Raw genomic sequence first — 16,350 nt, 5'->3', positions numbered from 1 at the left:
CAATGCAACTCTCCCCCTTGAAACAGCGCTTCGTCCTGCATTTCGGCGAGATGGGCAGCCGCTGGGGCATCAACCGCACCGTCGGGCAGATCTACGCGCTGCTCTACGCCGCGCGCGAGCCGATCAACGCGGACGAGATCGCCGAGGCGCTGGGCTTCTCCCGCTCCAACGTGAGCATCGGGCTGAAGGAGCTGGAGTCCTGGAAGCTGGTCCGCCTTTCGCACAAGCCGGGCGACCGGCGGGAATATTTTTCCGCCCCGGATGACATCTGGACCATCTTCCGCACGCTGGCCGAAGAGCGCCGCAAGCGCGAGATCGACCCCACGCTTTCGCTGCTGCGCGACGTGATGCTCGAATCCCCGACCGACCCCGACGACCGCCACGCCCAGGCGCGCATGAAGGAGATGTACCAGCTCATCACGCTCATGACGAACTGGTTCGACGACGTGCAGAAGCTCGACGCCGAATCGCTGCAGCAGCTCATGAAGATGGGCGCCAAGGTGCACAAGCTGCTGGAAATGAAGAACAAGCTTGCCGTTGTCGTTGGCGGCAAATCGAAGTAGCCCGTATCAAGAAAAACCATGTCGCTCGATCCCGTTGTCCTGGCGCGCATCCAGTTTGGCGCCAACATCACCTTCCACATCCTCTTTCCCACCATCAGCATCGCGCTTGCGTGGGTGCTGCTGTTCTTCAAGCTGCGCTATCGCAAGACCGGTGACGAAGCCTGGATGTCCGCCTATCGCCTTTGGGTGAAGGTCTTTGCATTGACGTTCGCGCTGGGCGTGGTGTCCGGCGTCACGATGAGCTTCCAGTTCGGCACGAACTGGCCGGGCTATATGAATACCGTCGGCAACATCGCCGGGCCGCTGCTGGCGTATGAAGTGCTGACGGCGTTCTTTCTGGAAGCCAGCTTTCTGGGGATCATGCTGTTCGGCACGGGCCGCGTAAGCCCGCGCATCCACACATTCGCGACGTTCCTGGTTGCCCTGGGCACGACCATCTCGGTGTTCTGGATCATCGCGCTCAACTCGTGGATGCAGACCCCCGCCGGCTACGTGATGATCGACGGCCGCGCGCATCCGCAAAGCTGGCTGGCGATCATCTTCAACCCGTCGTTCCCCTACCGGTTCACGCACATGCTGCTGGCCTCGGGACTGACGGTGTCGTTCCTCCTGGCGGGGGTATCGGCCTACCGCTGGCTGCGCAACGACCGCGGCGGCGATGTACGTGCGGCGCTCAAGACCGGCGTGGTGCTTGCAGCCATGCTGATCCCGCTGCAGATTGCCGCCGGTGATGCGCACGGCCTCAACACGCTGGAGCATCAACCGGCCAAGCTGGCCGCGATGGAAGGCATCTGGCAAACCGAACGCGGCGTGCCCGCCGTGCTGTTCGGCATTCCCGATGCGGCTTCGCACAGCAACCGCTACGAGATCGCGGTGCCGAAGCTGGCATCGCTGTATCTCACGCATTCGCTCGACGGCGAGGTACGCGGGCTCGATCAGTTTGACGAGCATCCGCCCGTGCTGCCCGTGTTCTTCGCCTTCCGCTTGATGGTGGGCGTGGGGCTGCTGATGCTGGCGGTGTCGTGGACAAGCGCCTGGCGCCTTCGCCGCAACGGCGAGCTGCCGCGCTGGCTGGCGCGTGCCCTCGTCGCCATGACGTTCTCCGGCTGGGTCGCTGTGGTGGCCGGCTGGTACGTCACCGAGATCGGCCGTCAGCCGTGGCTCGTCTACGGCGTGCTGACCACCGCGCAGGCAGCGTCGTCCGTGCCCGCGCGCATGATCGGCAGCACGCTGGCGATGTATCTCGCGCTGTACGCGTTCCTCATCGCCTCGTATATCGGCGTGGTGTTCTATCTGGCCCGCAAGGCCGGTGGCGTGATCGATCCCACCGACCCCGATGCCACCGGCACACCCGTCATCGAAACACCCAACCCGGTCTTCGCCCAACCCGCCCGGAGCCAAGCATGAACGCCATCCCCGACCTCACCCAACCCGCCGGCTGGCTGCCGGTGGTCTTCATGGCCCTGATGGGGATTGCCGTGCTGGCCTATGTCGTCCTCGACGGCTACGACCTCGGCGTCGGCATCCTGCTGCGCCGCGCCGACGACGCCGAGAAGGACACCATGATCGCCTCCATCGGCCTGTTCTGGGACGCCAACGAAACCTGGCTCGTACTCGGTGTCGGGCTGTTGCTGGTGGCGTTTCCGGCCGCCCATGGCGAGATCCTGGGCGCGCTGTATCTGCCGGTGGCGCTGATGCTGTTCGGGCTCATCCTGCGTGGCGTGGCATTCGACTTTCGGGTCAAGGCGCGCGCGCACCACAAGCCGTGGTGGAACCGCGCGTTCTATGCAGGCTCGGTCATCGCCACCGCTGCGCAGGGCCTGATGCTCGGGCTATACATCACCGGCTTTCAGTACGACGCCGCCAACGTCATCTTTGCGATCTGCACGGCGGGCGGCCTGATTGCCGGCTACCTGCTGCTGGGTGCCACGTGGCTCATCATGAAGACGGAAGGCGCGTTGCAGCTGCGCGCGGTGCAGTGGGCACGCGGCAGCCTGTGGTTCACCGCGCTGGGCGTGGCCGCCGTGTCGCTGGCGACGCCGTGGGTCAGCACACGCGTGTTCGACAAGTGGTTTGCGCTGCCGAACATCATCCTGCTGGCGCCGGTGCCGCTGGTGACCATCGTGCTGTTCCTGCTGATCGACTGGGTCCTGCGCCGCCTGCCCCAGCAGATTGCCAAGGGTGATGAACATCTGATCTGGGCGCCGTTCGTCGGTACCGGGGCCATCTTCCTGCTCGCCTTCAATGGCCTCGCCTACAGCCTCTTCCCGTATCTGGTGGTGGATCGGCTCGACATCTGGCAGGCCGCAAGCGCACCGGAATCGCTTGAATTCATGCTGGTGGGCGTGGCGATTGTGCTGCCGACCATCGTCGGCTACACGATCTACTCGTACAAGGTGTTCCACGGCAAGGCGACGGAGTTGCGCTACTACTGAGCACGCCGCCCGCATACGGCATTGACCGGACCGCGGGCGGACGTTTAGGCTCGTGCGCTTCCGACCTCACCACACGCGCCATGATCACCTGCTACCTCCGCTACATCATCAACCCGGCACGGCTTGCCGAATTCGAAGCCTACGGAAAGATGTGGATTCCCCTGGTCGAAAAATTCGGCGGCCAGCACCACGGCTACTTTCTCCCATCGGAAGGGGCGAACAACGTCGCGCTGGCCTTGTTCTCGTTCCCGAGCCTGGCGACCTACGAGGTCTATCGCGAGCGCGCCAAGACCGACCCCGATTGCATGGCGGCCTTCCAGTACGCCGAAGACACCGGCTGCATCGTCAGCTACGAACGCAGCTTCTTCCGTCCGGTATTTTCCTGACAGCCGTCTAGCGTTGCGGCCTGCGCTGCGACAGCACCCACAGCATTGCGCCCACGGCCTCCGCCTGCGATCGCGTGCACGTCTTTTCAAAGATGGCCCGCAGCTGCGAACGCACGGTCGACATGGCGACGTTGGCGTTGGCCGCGTATTCGTCAGGCGTCTTGCCGGCGATCAGCGCTTCACCCACCGCCGCCTCCGCCGCTGACAAACCAAACGCCTGGCGCAGTTGCACGGCCGTCACCGGTACGGCATCGCCCTTGCGGCGCGCCGTGACCAGCATGGCGGCATCGCCGAACGCGGCATGGGCGGCGTTGGCCGGCAATTGCGAAATACCGAGGAAGACTTCGTGCGGCGCCCCGAGTGCCGGCCGCACGGCAAGGCTCTCGCCCTTGCGTGACTTCGCCACCCGCGCCAGCGCGGCTTGCAGGCCATCGTTGTCGGCGGCAAACGCGGCAGCCAGCCGGCCGTGCTCCAGCCGCAGGCAAGTCGATGCGCGCAGCAACGCTTCGGCCTGCGCGTTGGCAAACAGCACACGCTGATCCCGCCCGAGCGCGAACACGGCCAGGCCGAGCTGCTCCATCAATTCTGCCCCGACGGCTGCATCGCGATGCAGCACGCGCGTGTCCTGCCAGAGATTGATGGTGCGCTGCAAGTGGCCCGTCATGCCGGCAGCCGTGGCGCGTTCCTCATCGGAAAACGGAGCGCGGCCGTTCGCGCGCAGCATGCCCAGCAGGATGTCGCTGCCGCCGGGACGCGCCAGCCGCACGCCCATCAGGTAGCGAAATCCCGACGGAAGCTGAAAGTCCTGGTAGAACTCGCTGCGCTCGACGTAGGCATCGGACACGTAGTCCTGGCAGAAAGCAAACTCGCCCTGCGCGGCACGCTCGACATGCGCGCGCCGCGGATCAAGCGCGCCGTAGTACTGGTCGTAGCGGGCAATGGCATCGTCCCACCCCGCCCTGGGGAGTAAGTCGAAAGATGGGGCGCGTTCCGAACGGGGTCCCAACTGAACATGTGGAACACGTTGGCGCCCAGCGCTTCCGTGACGTCGTGAAACACGTCCAGGAAACCGTCCTGCGTCACCGCAGCTTCGTACAGATCACCAATGAGCTGGTCTTTAAGCACACTCCCCTCCCCCGAAGGATGGCTGTCTGGCCATGGCGCCCGCCGTGCTCACCCGGTGTAAACAAAGTGGCAGCGGACATGTTATGCGCGCAAACGTAACACGCGCGTGCGCCAATCAACATCGTTCATTTGGCGACGCTTTCCTCCAAATGAATGATGCGGGTGCCTGGGGCGTGCTTCGAGAATCTCCGTGCCGAATAACGGCGTCGCATGTACGGCGCACCCACGATCCAGGGAGGACTCCATGAAACTCACCCCCATTGCAATCGCACTGGCCACGCTTGCCCTGTCGGCCTGCGGCGGTGGCGATTCCGGCAGCAACGCCAGCACGGCGCCAGGCACCAACGTTCCGGCAGCACAGACCGTCAGCGGGGTCGCTGCCACGGGTGCAGCCATGCAAGGCGCCACGGTCACGCTGATGGATGCGAGCGGCAAGTCGGTCGACTGCCCCGCTAACGCCACGACGGGCGCCTTCCAGTGCACGGTCACGGGTCTTACCGCGCCGTTCGTGCTGTCGGCAGCCGGCAACGTTGCCGATTCGCAGGCCACCCTGATTGCGTTGTCTGCCAGCGCCGGCACGCAGACGATCAACATCACGCCCATCACCAACGCCATTGCGGCCACCATCGTCGGCGACAACCCGAGCAAGCTCCTGGGCAACACGGGCCTGCTGCAGAGCAAGGTGACCGCGCAGACCGTCTCCAGCACCGTCGCCGCCTATGCCGCCGCGCTGGCCGACCTGCTGGCCGCCACCGGCAACACCGGGGTAGATCTGATCTCGGGCCCATTGACGGCCGGCGCCCCGGGGCTCGATCGTCTGCTCGATCAAGTGAAGGTGAACGTGCTGCCGGACGGCAGCGTGCAGATCAGCTCCGTGGCAGGCGCGTCGAGCGATACGCCTGCGCAGCTGCAGCTCTCGCCAGGCGTAGCGCCCCAGCCCAGCGACAAGGCGAGCCTGCCAAGCGTGGCGACCATCAATGGCAACCCCGTCTCGAACCTGCCGACCGCGTCCGATCTGGTGGCGCTGCAAACGGCGCTCAATCAGTGCTTTGCGGGTTCCACGGGCGCGGCGCGCACGGGCGGCAGCGTACCCGTCTGCGGTCAGATCTTCGTGGACGACGTGGCCAGCGGCGCGCTCATCAACGGCGTGCCGTCGGCCTACCTGAACAACGGCCTGACTGCCGACAAGGAATTCGGCCCCGCATTGGGCGGCGGCGCGCCCGGCCTGTTTGCCGATGACGCGATGAACAACGCCAGCTTCAGCCTGCCGGAGATCATCCGCGTGACATCCAGCAGCGGTGACACGCTGTGGGTCAAGCTCGCCTGGACCCGCGCCGACGGCCTTCGCGACGGCATGCAGCAGCACGTGCAAGTGGCGGTGCAGCCCGCCGCCCGCGCCAGCGGCGACAACGGCTGGCGTATCGTCGGCAACCAGCGCGCCGTGTTCACCAAGGTCAACGCCAACGCGCAGAAGTGGGACTGGTTGAACAGCGCCACCGCAATGACGGGCACCAATGCGTTTGTCGATTCGATCAACATGCAGGTCGGCATCGTCGACGCCGCCGGCACGCCGGTCGATTTCGCGATCGTGACCGGCCCGGGCCTGCGCAATGGCGTGTTCCTGCAGCCGTCTTCCGGCACCTGCGACACGCTCAACATCCGCGCCCAGATTGGCGCAAGCCAGACCCCGGCGCAGCTTGCGCTGCTGGCCAAGCAAAGCGCCTGCCGCAATAACTTCCGCCTGGCAGGCGTGGCGCAAGACCCGGCCAATCAAGGCAGCTTCACGTGGCCGGGCGATGCGCCGCGCAACAACACGGCCTGGGCCAAGCCGCAACTGACGGCATCGGAGCTCGCGACGATCACGCCGTTCAGCGCCTACACGATCGCCATCTATCAGGGGGCGTGACGAGCCAGCCGTCGAAGACGTACACGGTGCGCCTGCGCACGCCATCGCCTTCGCCCGATGCGCTGCGCCAGTACACGTGGCAGGACGTCTCACAGGCCACGCGCGACATCCTCACCCCGGGCACGGCATCGACGTTTGCGGGCGGCCCCACCCTGCCGGTCACGTGGACGACCAAGGCCGGCGTGCCGTTCGTGAAGCGCGTCAATGTGCAGATCCGTTCCACGATGTCGGGCCAGCCGACGGTGTTCGTCAACGGCGTGGGCCGCGCCTCGCCGGCTGCGCCCGGGACCACGCTCACGCTGAACGTGGCGGGTGACCAGGGGACGGCCTTCCCGGCGGTGACGGGGTGGACGGGCACGCAGGACATGTCGTTCACCAACATGTCGTGGGCCGACCCGCTGGATCTGAACTTCACCACGTCAGTCGAGTACGACCGCTGATACACCGCTGATAAGCAGGGCACACGGGGAAGTGCGGTGATCGGGCCCGCAAGGTTTTGCCGCCTTGCGGGCACCGATCAACCCACCGTCGCTTCGAACACGCGCCGGTAGTTGCCGCCCAGGATCTGGCCAACTTCCACTGCCGTGAATCCCGCCTTCAGCAATGCCGTGGCCAGCGCCGGCAACTGCGTATAGCTGGTAAACACCGGCGGCCGGATGAAACCCAACATGTCAGTGCCCAGCCCCACGTGCGCCACGCCCACCACATCGGCCATACGCTTGATGCCCAGCGCCATGGCATCGAGGCTGGGAAAATCCGCCGCATTGGGCCACACGCCAATCACGCCGCCGGTGTCCGCCACCGCGCGTGCATGGTCGGCGGAAATCAACCGGCTGCGCGGCCTGGGCGACCCTGACAGCGCCGTATGCGACAGCACCAGCGGTTTGGTCGTCGTCGCCGCTGCACGCTTGACGAGGTCATACGTGCCGTGCGCTACGTCCACCACAATGCCCAGCGCATTGCAGCGGCGCACCACATCGGCGCCGAAATCCGTCAGGCCGCCATGCACGGGCGGCTCGGTCTGGATATCGCCCAGTTCATTCACGCGGTAATGCGTCAGCTGCAGGTGCCGCAGACGGTGCTGCGTGTAGGCCTCGTCCACGCGTTCGATGCGGCCCTCCAGAAAGTCCGCACCTTCCGACGCGATGATGACGCTCGGCCCCTGCGTGCCCATGGCGGCCAGCGATGCGGCGTCGGTCACCACATGCAGTTGCTCACGCTCGATCAGCCGCTGGGCACGCGCAAACTCTGTCATGCCGAGCTGGTAAAGCTCCCCGGGCTCGGGCGTGCGGAACGCCTCGAAACGGTTGCCGCCAGCGCCCACGTGCACGGCCGTGGTGTCGGTCACGATGGCCAGGCAGATGACCTGCATGCCGCCGGCGCGCATCGGCTCCGCCGCCGGCAAGAAGGGGCGGTTGGCGCCGATCTTGGGATCGCGCGAGACAGTCACGCGCCCGGCGTGGCTGTGCATATCGATGGTCAGCGTGCCGGCCGGCGGCGTCCACATGGACGAAGCCTCTGACGGCGCATCGGTGTAGTTGGCAAAGCGGCCCGGCGCGCAGGCTGCCAAGCCCATCGCCGCACCCGCCGCGAGGAACACGCGACGGCTGACGCGTGGCGATCCGGCCGCAGGCTGCCCGGGCGCGAGCGACGCATCCACCAATTGATAACGCCAGCCTGCGGGGTCGTCCTGCAAGCGCACCAGCCGGCCCCGCACGCGCGTCATGTCACCCACCGGAAGCGGCTGCACCGCAAGGACTTCGATGCTGGTGGCCGGGTTGCGCGACACGCAACCGCCGCAGCACGGCGTTTCGGCACTCAGCAGGAAGTAGTCGGCGGACTGCGCCGCGGCGTCCAGCGGCATCGCCCAGCCTTCCATGTCGACGACCGTGTCGTGCAGCGCGTCAGCCTCCCGCGTGGCGATAAGGGACCAATCGATGAGCATGCACACTCCGCAAAATTGAGCTGCGGTATTGTGCGCGCGATGGGCTCGTCGCTCTATCGGCGTTGGTTACACGGTCCTACACCGCATGACGGGCGCCGCGGCCGAAACGCGGGGCCCCACGGCGCCATTTGCGCTACGCTTACGGCCTTTCGCCCCACCCGGGCTTTCATCGCCTTTTGCGTCACCTCATGCCCGCCCTGCAACACGTCGACCTCCGCACGGACCCCGCCGCCCGCCCCTTCGTCAAGGACGAGACTGTCCACGTCGACTTTGCCGCCGAAGCCGGCGAGCTGATGAGCCTCGAAGGCCCGAACCGCTACGCCCCCGGCGATGCGCTGATCACCGGCTCGACCGGAGACCGCTGGGTGGTCTCGCGCGAGCGTTTCGATGCGAAATACGTTCCCGCCGATGCATCGCTCGCGCATGGTCAGGCTGGCGCCTACCACAACCGACCGAGCGTGGTGCTGGCCAAGCAGATGCGTGAAGCGTTCTCGATGGCGCGCTCCGAGGCCGGCGACGTGCTGCATGGCCAGGCAGGCGACTGGGTGCTCCAATACGCCCCCGGCGACTACGGCGTCGTGCAGGCGCAGCGCTTTGCCAAGGTCTACCGCCCGGCCTGACTTACCAAGAGCGTCACTGCGCCGTCTGCTGGCGCTCGATTTCGTGATGCTTCATCTGCAGGTAATCCTGCCGTTCCACTTCATGCAGCTGGCGCGGGTACTGCTCGGTGGCGTTGAACCACGTGTTCAGCCGCTGCTGCACGCGCTTGTCCGGCGGCGCAGACAGCGACTTCAGATAGGCGTCGATCGCGAGGTAGTAGCGCATCGTGTTGCGCTCGAGCAGGCCCCGCACGCCGCCCACATATTCGGGCTCCCCGCCTGATGAAGATTCCGCCGTCTTGGTAAAACCGACCTTGCCGCTGCCCACGGTGGCGAGGTACGTGCGCATCGCCAGTCGACCGGCCGTTCCATAGCCGTACGCGTAGGTCAGGTGCAGGAAGGTGTGGTTGCCGGCGCCAGGGGCGGGAATGGCCTCCAGCATGATGTGGTAGTCCCGGGTGCTGAGCGGGCCGGAAGCCGCGCTGAGTTCCACGCGGAAGTAATCCGCATTGCTGACAACAGGGTGATAACCGAACTCGAGGCGGTAGCTGCTGGAAAGCGAGTCCTCCACCTTGCGGCCCAAATTCACGTTCAACACGCTGCTCTCCGTGCCCTGCGTGGCATGGCAGTACTTGATGTTCAGATGCAGGATCAGCACGTCGCACCAGTTGGCAGCGCCGCGCTCAGGGTCGCCCAATGCGCTCCTGACGGTGGCGAACGGGTAGTCGAGCACGCTATAGATGTCGCTCTTGAGCCGTTCGGGCGCTTCGGTGGATTCCAGGACCAGCGGGCGGTGGAACGCGTTGTCAGCCAACTGCGGCGCCACGGTCTGGTATTTGTCGCGCAGCGCTTGCGCGTTGTCCGCCGCACGCGCCGGGACGCTGAGGCACAGGCCTGCCATCAAAGCACTCAGGGCAAGCAAACCTGACCAGGCGGAATGTCGATGGGGGGTCATAGGCATGGCGTTCTCGTGGAATCGTTCTTCATTCTAGGAGGCGCGGATGCACATGCCGTCGCAACAAATGGTCCTGCGCCGGCACATCGGTCATGCGGCGTTCTGTCATCACGGCGGGCATCGTGTGCTGCGGTGCGGCTCGGTAAAATGGGCGCTTCTCCGCCTCGTGCTTCCCGGCACCTTCGGCACCATGCCCTCGCCACTCGACGCCATTCGCGAACGCATCGCCAATCAGATCCGCGGCCTGACGCGCGCCACCGGCAGCCTCACCCTCGACATTGCCTCGCCGCCGGGCGACCCCGGCCTGTTCGGCCCCGATGCAGTCTGCTGGAAGGTGCACGCCGATTTCCCGGCGATGATGGCCGGCGGCATCAGCGCATTGTTGTTGCAGGCGCTGCACCCACGAGCGCTGGCCGGCGTGTGGGATCACTCCAACTTTCGTGAAGACCTGCAGGGGCGCCTGGGCCGCACCGCGCAGTTCGTGGCCGGCACCACGTACGGCAGCCGGCAAGATGCGCTGGCGCTCATCGAGCGGGTGAAGACCATCCACGACCGCGTGCAGGGCATCGCGCCCGATGGCCGGCCGTATTCCGCCAACGACCCCGACCTGCTCACCTGGGTGCACGTGGCCGAGATGTCGAGCTTCCTGGCGGGCTATCTGCGCTATGTGGATGGCAGCCTGAGCGGCGCGCAGCAGGATCGTTACTTTGAAGAGACCGCGCTGGTGGCCGAGATGCTCGGCGCGCGACGTGCCGAAATCGCGGGCGGCGGTCCAGACCTATCTGAATGCGATGCGTGCCGAGCTGGTGGCCAGCGATCGCACGCGCACGGTGGTGGAAGTCTTGATGACGTGGCAGGCGCCGCGCCCGGGGTTGCGCCCGGCGGTACGCCTCTTCCTGGATGCGGGCATCCAGTTGCTGCCGCCGTGGGCAATACAGATGCTCGATCTCAAGCGGCCGCCGCTGCAGGCGGCCTTTGCATCGGCGGCCATGCGCACCGTGGCGCCGACGCTGCGCTGGGCGTTGCATGACGGCAGCGTGGCGCGCCGCGCTCGAAGGCGGGCGCTGGCGCCTGCAGCCAGCTAGCGCGCCCAGCTTTTACTCGATGGCTTCGGCAAGCGACACCTTGCCGCGCAGCGCCTTCTCTTCCAGCCGCACGATCAGCAGCGGCGAAATCACCGACACCGCGGCGGCAAAGAAGAACAGATGCCGGAACGCGCTCGCCTGCGCGTTGCAGCGCCTGGGCGTCGGCACCGCTGCTGGCAAGTGCCGCGTGGAAAAGGTCCATCAGCACGCCGCCGCCGGCGGCCACCTGTGCTTCGGGCGCAGCCTGACGCAGCAGCGCAATCAGCACGGACGTCAGCACCGCTACACCCACAGCGCCACCCAGCAGGCGCGAGAACGCCGTCAGCGCCGTGGCCAGGCCCACCGTCTGCGGCGGCACCGCGTTTTGCGTGGCGACCAGGCCGGTCGGAAATTGCACGCCAATCGCCAGGCCCAGCACGATCATCGCCAAGGTCAGCGCCAACACGCTGTGCGGGTCCAGCAAACCCAGCGATGCCACAGCAAACGGCACCACGCATGCGCCGCCCACCATCAGCGGCTTATAGCGGCCGCTGTGCGTCATCCACTTGCCGGCGATGAAGGCGCCGAGCGGAATCGACAGCGTCAGCGGCACGAGGCGCAGCGCCGCGGCGTCGGGGCTGGCACCGGCCACCATCTGGAAACGCAGCGGCATCAGCACCGACGTGGCGATCAGCTGGAAGAAGCACAGGAACAGCGCCAGGCAGCAGATCGTGACCGTGCGCACCCGGAACATCGACAGCGGAATGATGGGTTCGACGGCGCGGTTTTCCTGCCAGACAAAGGCGCCGAGCAACACCACGGCCCCGGCCAGCAGGCCGAGGTTGTCGGGCTGCGTGAGCGGCGTGCCCTGCCCCACCCGGGTGATCATCAGCAAGAGCGCAGTCAGCCCCGCGGCAAAAAGCACCACGCCCGGCACGTCGATGGGGCGACGCTGATGCGCCACCGGCAGATGCCGCAGCGTGCGGCGCACGACGAGCAGCGCGACGATGCCCAGCGGCAGGTTGATCCAGAAGATCCAGCGCCACGACAGGTAATGGGTGAGATAGCCGCCGATCACCGGCCCGGCGAGGCTGGCCATGGCCCACATGCCGCTCACGTAGCCCTGGTAGCGGCCGCGCCGCGCAGCGGCACCACATCGGCAATCGTCGCCTGCGACACCGAGATCAGACCGCCTCCACCCAGGCCCTGCAGCACGCGCGCAAACAGCAGCATCGGCATGCTGGTCGCCAGCGCACACGCCACCGATGCCAGCACAAACAGCACGATGGCCGTCGTCAGCATGGCGCGGCGGCCGTAGAGGTCGCTCAACTTGCCGTAGATGGGCGTGACGACCGTGGACGCCACCAGATACGCCGACACCAGCCACGCCATCAGCGCAAAGCCGTTGAATTCGCCGGCGATCACGGGCAGCGCCACCGCAACGATGGTCTGCTCCAGCGCGCCCAGCAAAATGGCGAGCATCAGCCCGCCCATCACCGCCATCACGGGAATGTCGGCCACCGGTAGCGCGTCCAGCGGGCTGGGTGCCGACGCGATGGGCGCAGTGGGCGTGTCTGGCTTGGGCGGTTCAATGCTGGCGCGGGAGGACATGGGAATGCGCGAATGCCGCTCGGGGCACGCGCGCCAATGGGAGAAGCGAAGCCGTTGATGATACTGCCGATTCGCATTCGTTGCAGAGTCAACGATCGGGTTGGCGGACGATGTCCTCGTAGCACCGGCTGACGTTTGCCGTCATGCCCGGCAGCTCCTCGGCCAGGAATTCGATGAACGCGCGCACAGCCGGCACCAGCCCCCGGCGTGACGGAAACACCGCGTGAAACTGGTGCACCGGCAAGCGGTATTCCGGCAGCAGCACGACCAGCCGGCCATCGCGCACCGGCTCCGCGCACAGGTTGAACGGAAGCTGCGCAACGCCAATGCCGGCCAGTGCCGTCTGCCCCATCAGGTAGAGGTCGTCCGTCACCAGTGCGGGGGTGTATTCGATATCGACCGCGCCGCCTTCAGGCGCAGTCAGGCGCCAGCGCGTCCGCTCTCCGGCCGCGCCGTCGACGCCCACGCCCATCACGCCGCGCATCGATTCGGGCGTCTCGAACGGGCCATGCTCGGCGACAAACGACGGGCTGGCCACCAGCACCTGGTCGCTCACGCCAAAGCTGCGCACGACGAGGTTGGAATCGTCCAGCGTCGAGCGCACGCGCAGCGCCACGTCGTAGCCGTCGCCGATCACGTCGACACGGCGGTTCGTCACGTCCAGTTCCAGCCGCACATCGGGTTGCGCGCGCAGGAATTTGGACAGCACGGGTGCGATAAACACGTGCGCCACGCCCACCGGGCAACTTACGCGCAGCCGGCCGGAAGGTTTCTCGCTGGCATGCTCGGCCACTTCGAAGGCGGCACGCGCGGCCTGCGTCATCGATTCGCAATGCGTGAAGAACGCCGAGCCCACGTCCGTGACATGCACCGCCCGCGTTGATCGCTGCAGCAGCCGCACCCCCAGGCGCGTTTCCAGATCGGCCACGCGCCGGCTCACGCGCGATTTGGGAATCCCGAGCGCGCGGGCGCCGCCGGAAAAACTGCCATGCGTTACCACGCTGGCAAACAGGACGAGGTCGTTCAGGTCTTCCATGGCCGTTCTCCAAAGCACCGGCGCATTGTCTCACCCATAGAACGATGTGTGTCGATTCAACCCACTACTGGAACTCGCTGCATCGCACTATCTTTGCAGCAACCCACCTTTTTTGGAGAGACACCATGCAAGTCCTTCACATCGATTCGAGCATCCTCGGTGACGCCTCGGCTTCGCGCCTCCTGAGCGCCGCCATTGTTGACGAGCTGCGCCGCGAAAACCCGAGCGCCACCGTCGTCCACCGCGACCTGTCCGTCGAAGCCATTCCTCACCTGGACGGCGCCATTGCCGCCGGCTTCCGCGCCACGGGCGCTGACGAATTCGACGACGCGACCCGCGCCGAGCATGCCCGCTCGGAAACGCTCGTGAATGAACTGCTCGCCAGCGACGTGATCGTGGTCGGCGCGCCGATGTACAACTTCTCGGTGCCGAGCCAGCTCAAGGCCTGGATCGACCGCGTGGCGCAGGCCGGCCGTACGTTCAAGTACACGGAAACCGGCCCGGTTGGCCTGGCCGGCGGCAAGAAGGTGATCGTTGCATCGACGCGCGGCGGCATGTACTCCGCCGGTCCGGCCGCCGCCATGGATTTCCAGGAGGCGTATCTGAAGACCGTGTTCGGCTTCTTCGGCATCACCGATGTGCAATTCGTGCGCGCCGAACGCCTGGCGATGGGCCCGGACGCCCGCGCACAGGCCCTCGAAGCCGCTCACGCCGCCATGCGCGACGTTGTCAGCCAGGCCGTGGCAGCCTGAGCGAACACGGTTGCGGCGCAACGGGACGCGCCGCACTCTGCCTCGCAGAATGCCAAACGGGCGCCCACAGCAGTGCGGCGCCCGTTTTCGTTTTCAATCAGTGCGAGAAGCAGATGGGATCGGCGCAGCGGGCCGATCGGCCGATCACTCTTCGCGGTGTTCGCGCGCTTCGTGCATCGCTTCGAGCACACGGCGCGTGCGCAGCTTGCCCCACATGACCGGCACGACGATCGCGGTGGCGATCAGGCACGGTGCAGCCCAGGCGATGGTGGATTCCAGAATGTTGGCCATGATGCGTCCCCCCGATGTGTGTTGCCGACGCGCACGGTTGGGCGGTGCGCATCGCATGGTCCCCGCAGGGCTTTGCTGTCCCGGCTAGACCGAGACGCCCCGACATCTATATGAACGGCTATCGGCGCTGTGCGTTCAAACTTGAAGCCCAACGTTTGCCGTTTGTTGTATTTCCCGCCTATCTCGACGATCTGTCAATAGTGTGGCGATAAGTTCGTGGAACATTGTGGCGCTGTGCTGACAGTCGCGGAACAGGCCCGGTCTGCTCCACAGTCTGATCGCAAAGGTAACGGCAAATTACGGCCGCCACGGTGCGAGCGGGGTCCGCCTGAGGCCGGCCGCCGATCACCGGCTTGCGCGTCACAGTTTTGCTTACAAACGGTAAAGCGCGGTTGCGAAGCGTTTCCATACAGTGAGGCCAAGTCCAACGATCACCACGGAGCCTCATCATGAAACGCACCATCGCCCTGCTCATCCTTGCCGCTGCCGCGACCTCTGCGCTGAGTGCGTGCGTGGTGGTGCCGGCAGGCGGCTATTACGACCGCCCGCATTACTACCACCCGTATTACCGCGGGTATTGATCCGCAAACCGGGCTCAGGCCTTGCGCGCTTGCAGCATGCGGATGCGCGCGACGGCCTGGTGGTCGGTCGTGGCGGCGTCGTATAAGCGCGCCAGGTCGGCCTTCAATGCCGTGCGCGAGCCGGCGTCCAGGTACACCATGTGCCCCGACGGATAGAACCCCGCCGAGAGGTTCTTGCGCACGCCCGCATCCAGCAACGGCATCGCCTTCAGGTCCAGCATGGTCTGGTAGAACGGGGTGACGAAGTCGTAGTAGCCGTTGGCGGAAAAGACCTTCAGATCCACGTTCAGGCTCATCGTGGCGGCCAGGTCGCCGGCGGTGTAGAGGGCGACGTTGCCATTGGCATCGAGCCCCTTCTGCGCGCCGGTCGGGTCGGTGTGGCGGAAGTCCCAATGACGGAAGGCCTGGTCGTTCAAATCCGTGAAGGCGGAGTTGGACGTAAACTTCAGGTCGTCGTTGAGGTAGGTATTCCACATGGCCGTGTAGACGCCGGACACCGCCGTCATGGTCGGATCGTTGCCGCCGGAGTTCGGATCGACACTCGCTGCAATGCCGGTGTGGATGCCCGTGACGCGGCCGTCGTACGCCCCAAGCGACAAGCCCTTGTCGGCCAGCAGCGTGGTCAGGAACAGCGACGTGCCCGCCCCGTCATGCGCGGCCACATCCAGCCGCCAGCCCTGCAGCGTTGCCGCATCGATGCCGGTATAGGCAGACAACGTTTTGAGCACCGCCGGATCGGCATGCGTGGGTTTAGCGAGCGCTTTTTCGTAATCGGTGCTCGCAAAGACGGCGGCGGCTTCGGCAAAGTCGCCCACGTCTGCGGGCAGCGAGCCGCCTTTGGGCGCAGTTGCACGCTTGTGAAACCACGCATCCGCTGCGCACGTCGGCAGGAGCCCCACGGGGTTGCCCGCCTGCGTGTAGTCGAGGATGGACGACTGCAGCGTGATGCCGTTCAGGTCGACCCCGTCTTCGTGCAGCACATACGAGAGCACGCAGGAACGCGCCGTGCCGTAAGACTCGCCAAACAGAAACTTGGGCGAATTCCATCGATCATTGGCCGTCAGCCAGCGCTTGATGAACTGCGCGATGCTGCGCGCGTCC

The 16,350-nt window shown here is 66.0% G+C and carries 14 protein-coding genes and 3 pseudogenes; 10 read left to right on the top strand and 7 right to left on the bottom strand.

What is annotated here, in order from left to right; all coding sequences use genetic code 11:
• The first annotated feature begins 2 nt into the window (after positions 1-2).
• The 4 genes from OWR21_RS10445 (at position 3) to OWR21_RS10430 (ending at position 3,384) form a co-directional block, all read left to right on the top strand.
• On the top strand, positions 3-563 hold the full coding sequence (locus tag OWR21_RS10445) for a GbsR/MarR family transcriptional regulator (protein WP_004627541.1): 561 nt from the start codon (positions 3-5) through the stop codon (positions 561-563).
• Positions 564-581: 18 nt separating this feature from the next.
• Positions 582-1,970, top strand: coding sequence for a cytochrome ubiquinol oxidase subunit I (locus tag OWR21_RS10440; RefSeq protein ID WP_316891319.1), 1,389 nt, complete (start codon positions 582-584; stop codon positions 1,968-1,970).
• Positions 1,967-2,998, top strand: coding sequence for a cytochrome d ubiquinol oxidase subunit II (locus OWR21_RS10435; protein ID WP_332395181.1), 1,032 nt, complete (start codon positions 1,967-1,969; stop codon positions 2,996-2,998). Before OWR21_RS10440 ends, OWR21_RS10435 begins: the two co-directional genes overlap by 4 nt.
• An 80-nt stretch (positions 2,999-3,078) precedes the next feature.
• On the top strand, positions 3,079-3,384 hold the full coding sequence (locus tag OWR21_RS10430) for an NIPSNAP family protein (RefSeq protein ID WP_092972042.1): 306 nt from the start codon (positions 3,079-3,081) through the stop codon (positions 3,382-3,384).
• 7 nt (positions 3,385-3,391) lie between these two features.
• Here the strand turns inward: OWR21_RS10430 and OWR21_RS10425 are convergent, their stop codons facing one another.
• Positions 3,392-4,390, bottom strand: a complete 999-nt coding sequence (locus tag OWR21_RS10425; RefSeq protein ID WP_332395180.1) for a helix-turn-helix transcriptional regulator — start codon at positions 4,388-4,390, stop codon at positions 3,392-3,394.
• Positions 4,391-4,753: 363 nt separating this feature from the next.
• Between OWR21_RS10425 and OWR21_RS10420 the strand changes: the two genes are divergently transcribed.
• A complete protein-coding gene (locus OWR21_RS10420; RefSeq protein ID WP_332395179.1) occupies positions 4,754-6,415 on the top strand; it encodes a hypothetical protein in 1,662 nt (553 codons plus the stop codon).
• Entirely contained in the window at positions 6,412-6,855 is a 444-nt protein-coding gene (locus OWR21_RS10415; protein WP_332395178.1) for a hypothetical protein, read from the top strand. Before OWR21_RS10420 ends, OWR21_RS10415 begins: the two co-directional genes overlap by 4 nt.
• Before the next feature lie 77 nt (positions 6,856-6,932).
• Here the strand turns inward: OWR21_RS10415 and OWR21_RS10410 are convergent, their stop codons facing one another.
• Positions 6,933-8,360 (bottom strand): dipeptidase, encoded by a 1,428-nt coding sequence (locus OWR21_RS10410; protein ID WP_332395177.1) that lies wholly within the window; start codon positions 8,358-8,360, stop codon positions 6,933-6,935.
• Between the two features lie 188 nt (positions 8,361-8,548).
• Here OWR21_RS10410 and OWR21_RS10405 point away from each other — a divergent pair, with 188 nt between their 5' ends.
• Complete coding sequence (locus OWR21_RS10405) at positions 8,549-8,980, top strand: PGDYG domain-containing protein (RefSeq protein ID WP_332395176.1); 432 nt, start codon at positions 8,549-8,551, stop codon at positions 8,978-8,980.
• A 13-nt stretch (positions 8,981-8,993) separates the two neighbouring features.
• On the opposite strand, the gene OWR21_RS10400 is transcribed toward OWR21_RS10405, so the two are convergent.
• Positions 8,994-9,920 (bottom strand): hypothetical protein, encoded by a 927-nt coding sequence (locus OWR21_RS10400; protein ID WP_316891323.1) that lies wholly within the window; start codon positions 9,918-9,920, stop codon positions 8,994-8,996.
• A gap of 184 nt (positions 9,921-10,104) precedes the next feature.
• Between OWR21_RS10400 and OWR21_RS10395 the strand changes: the two are divergent.
• Positions 10,105-10,999, top strand: a pseudogene (locus OWR21_RS10395) (oxygenase MpaB family protein).
• Positions 11,000-11,011: 12 nt separating this feature from the next.
• On the opposite strand, the pseudogene OWR21_RS10390 reads toward OWR21_RS10395, so the two are convergent.
• Positions 11,012-12,589, bottom strand: a pseudogene (locus OWR21_RS10390) (MDR family MFS transporter).
• An 88-nt stretch (positions 12,590-12,677) separates the two neighbouring features.
• On the bottom strand, positions 12,678-13,625 hold the full coding sequence (locus tag OWR21_RS10385) for a LysR family transcriptional regulator (protein ID WP_332395175.1): 948 nt from the start codon (positions 13,623-13,625) through the stop codon (positions 12,678-12,680).
• A 125-nt stretch (positions 13,626-13,750) separates the two neighbouring features.
• On the opposite strand from OWR21_RS10385, the gene OWR21_RS10380 reads away from it, so the two are divergent.
• Positions 13,751-14,377 (top strand): FMN-dependent NADH-azoreductase, encoded by a 627-nt coding sequence (locus OWR21_RS10380; protein WP_332395174.1) that lies wholly within the window; start codon positions 13,751-13,753, stop codon positions 14,375-14,377.
• Positions 14,378-14,521: 144 nt separating this feature from the next.
• Here OWR21_RS10380 and OWR21_RS10375 read toward each other — a convergent pair whose 3' ends face one another.
• Positions 14,522-14,668, bottom strand: coding sequence for a hypothetical protein (locus OWR21_RS10375; protein WP_186829360.1), 147 nt, complete (start codon positions 14,666-14,668; stop codon positions 14,522-14,524).
• Positions 14,669-15,117: 449 nt separating this feature from the next.
• Here OWR21_RS10375 and OWR21_RS10370 point away from each other — a divergent pair, with 449 nt between their 5' ends.
• Positions 15,118-15,249, top strand: a complete 132-nt coding sequence (locus tag OWR21_RS10370; protein WP_004627564.1) for a hypothetical protein — start codon at positions 15,118-15,120, stop codon at positions 15,247-15,249.
• A 14-nt stretch (positions 15,250-15,263) separates the two neighbouring features.
• Here the strand turns inward: OWR21_RS10370 and OWR21_RS10365 are convergent.
• Positions 15,264-16,350: pseudogene (locus OWR21_RS10365) on the bottom strand (peptidase S1); the annotation flags it as partial.

Source organism: Ralstonia sp. 1B3 (assembly GCF_036631435.1).
Note: the sequence above shows the minus strand (reverse complement) of the source record. Positions and strands in the feature narration are given on the sequence as shown.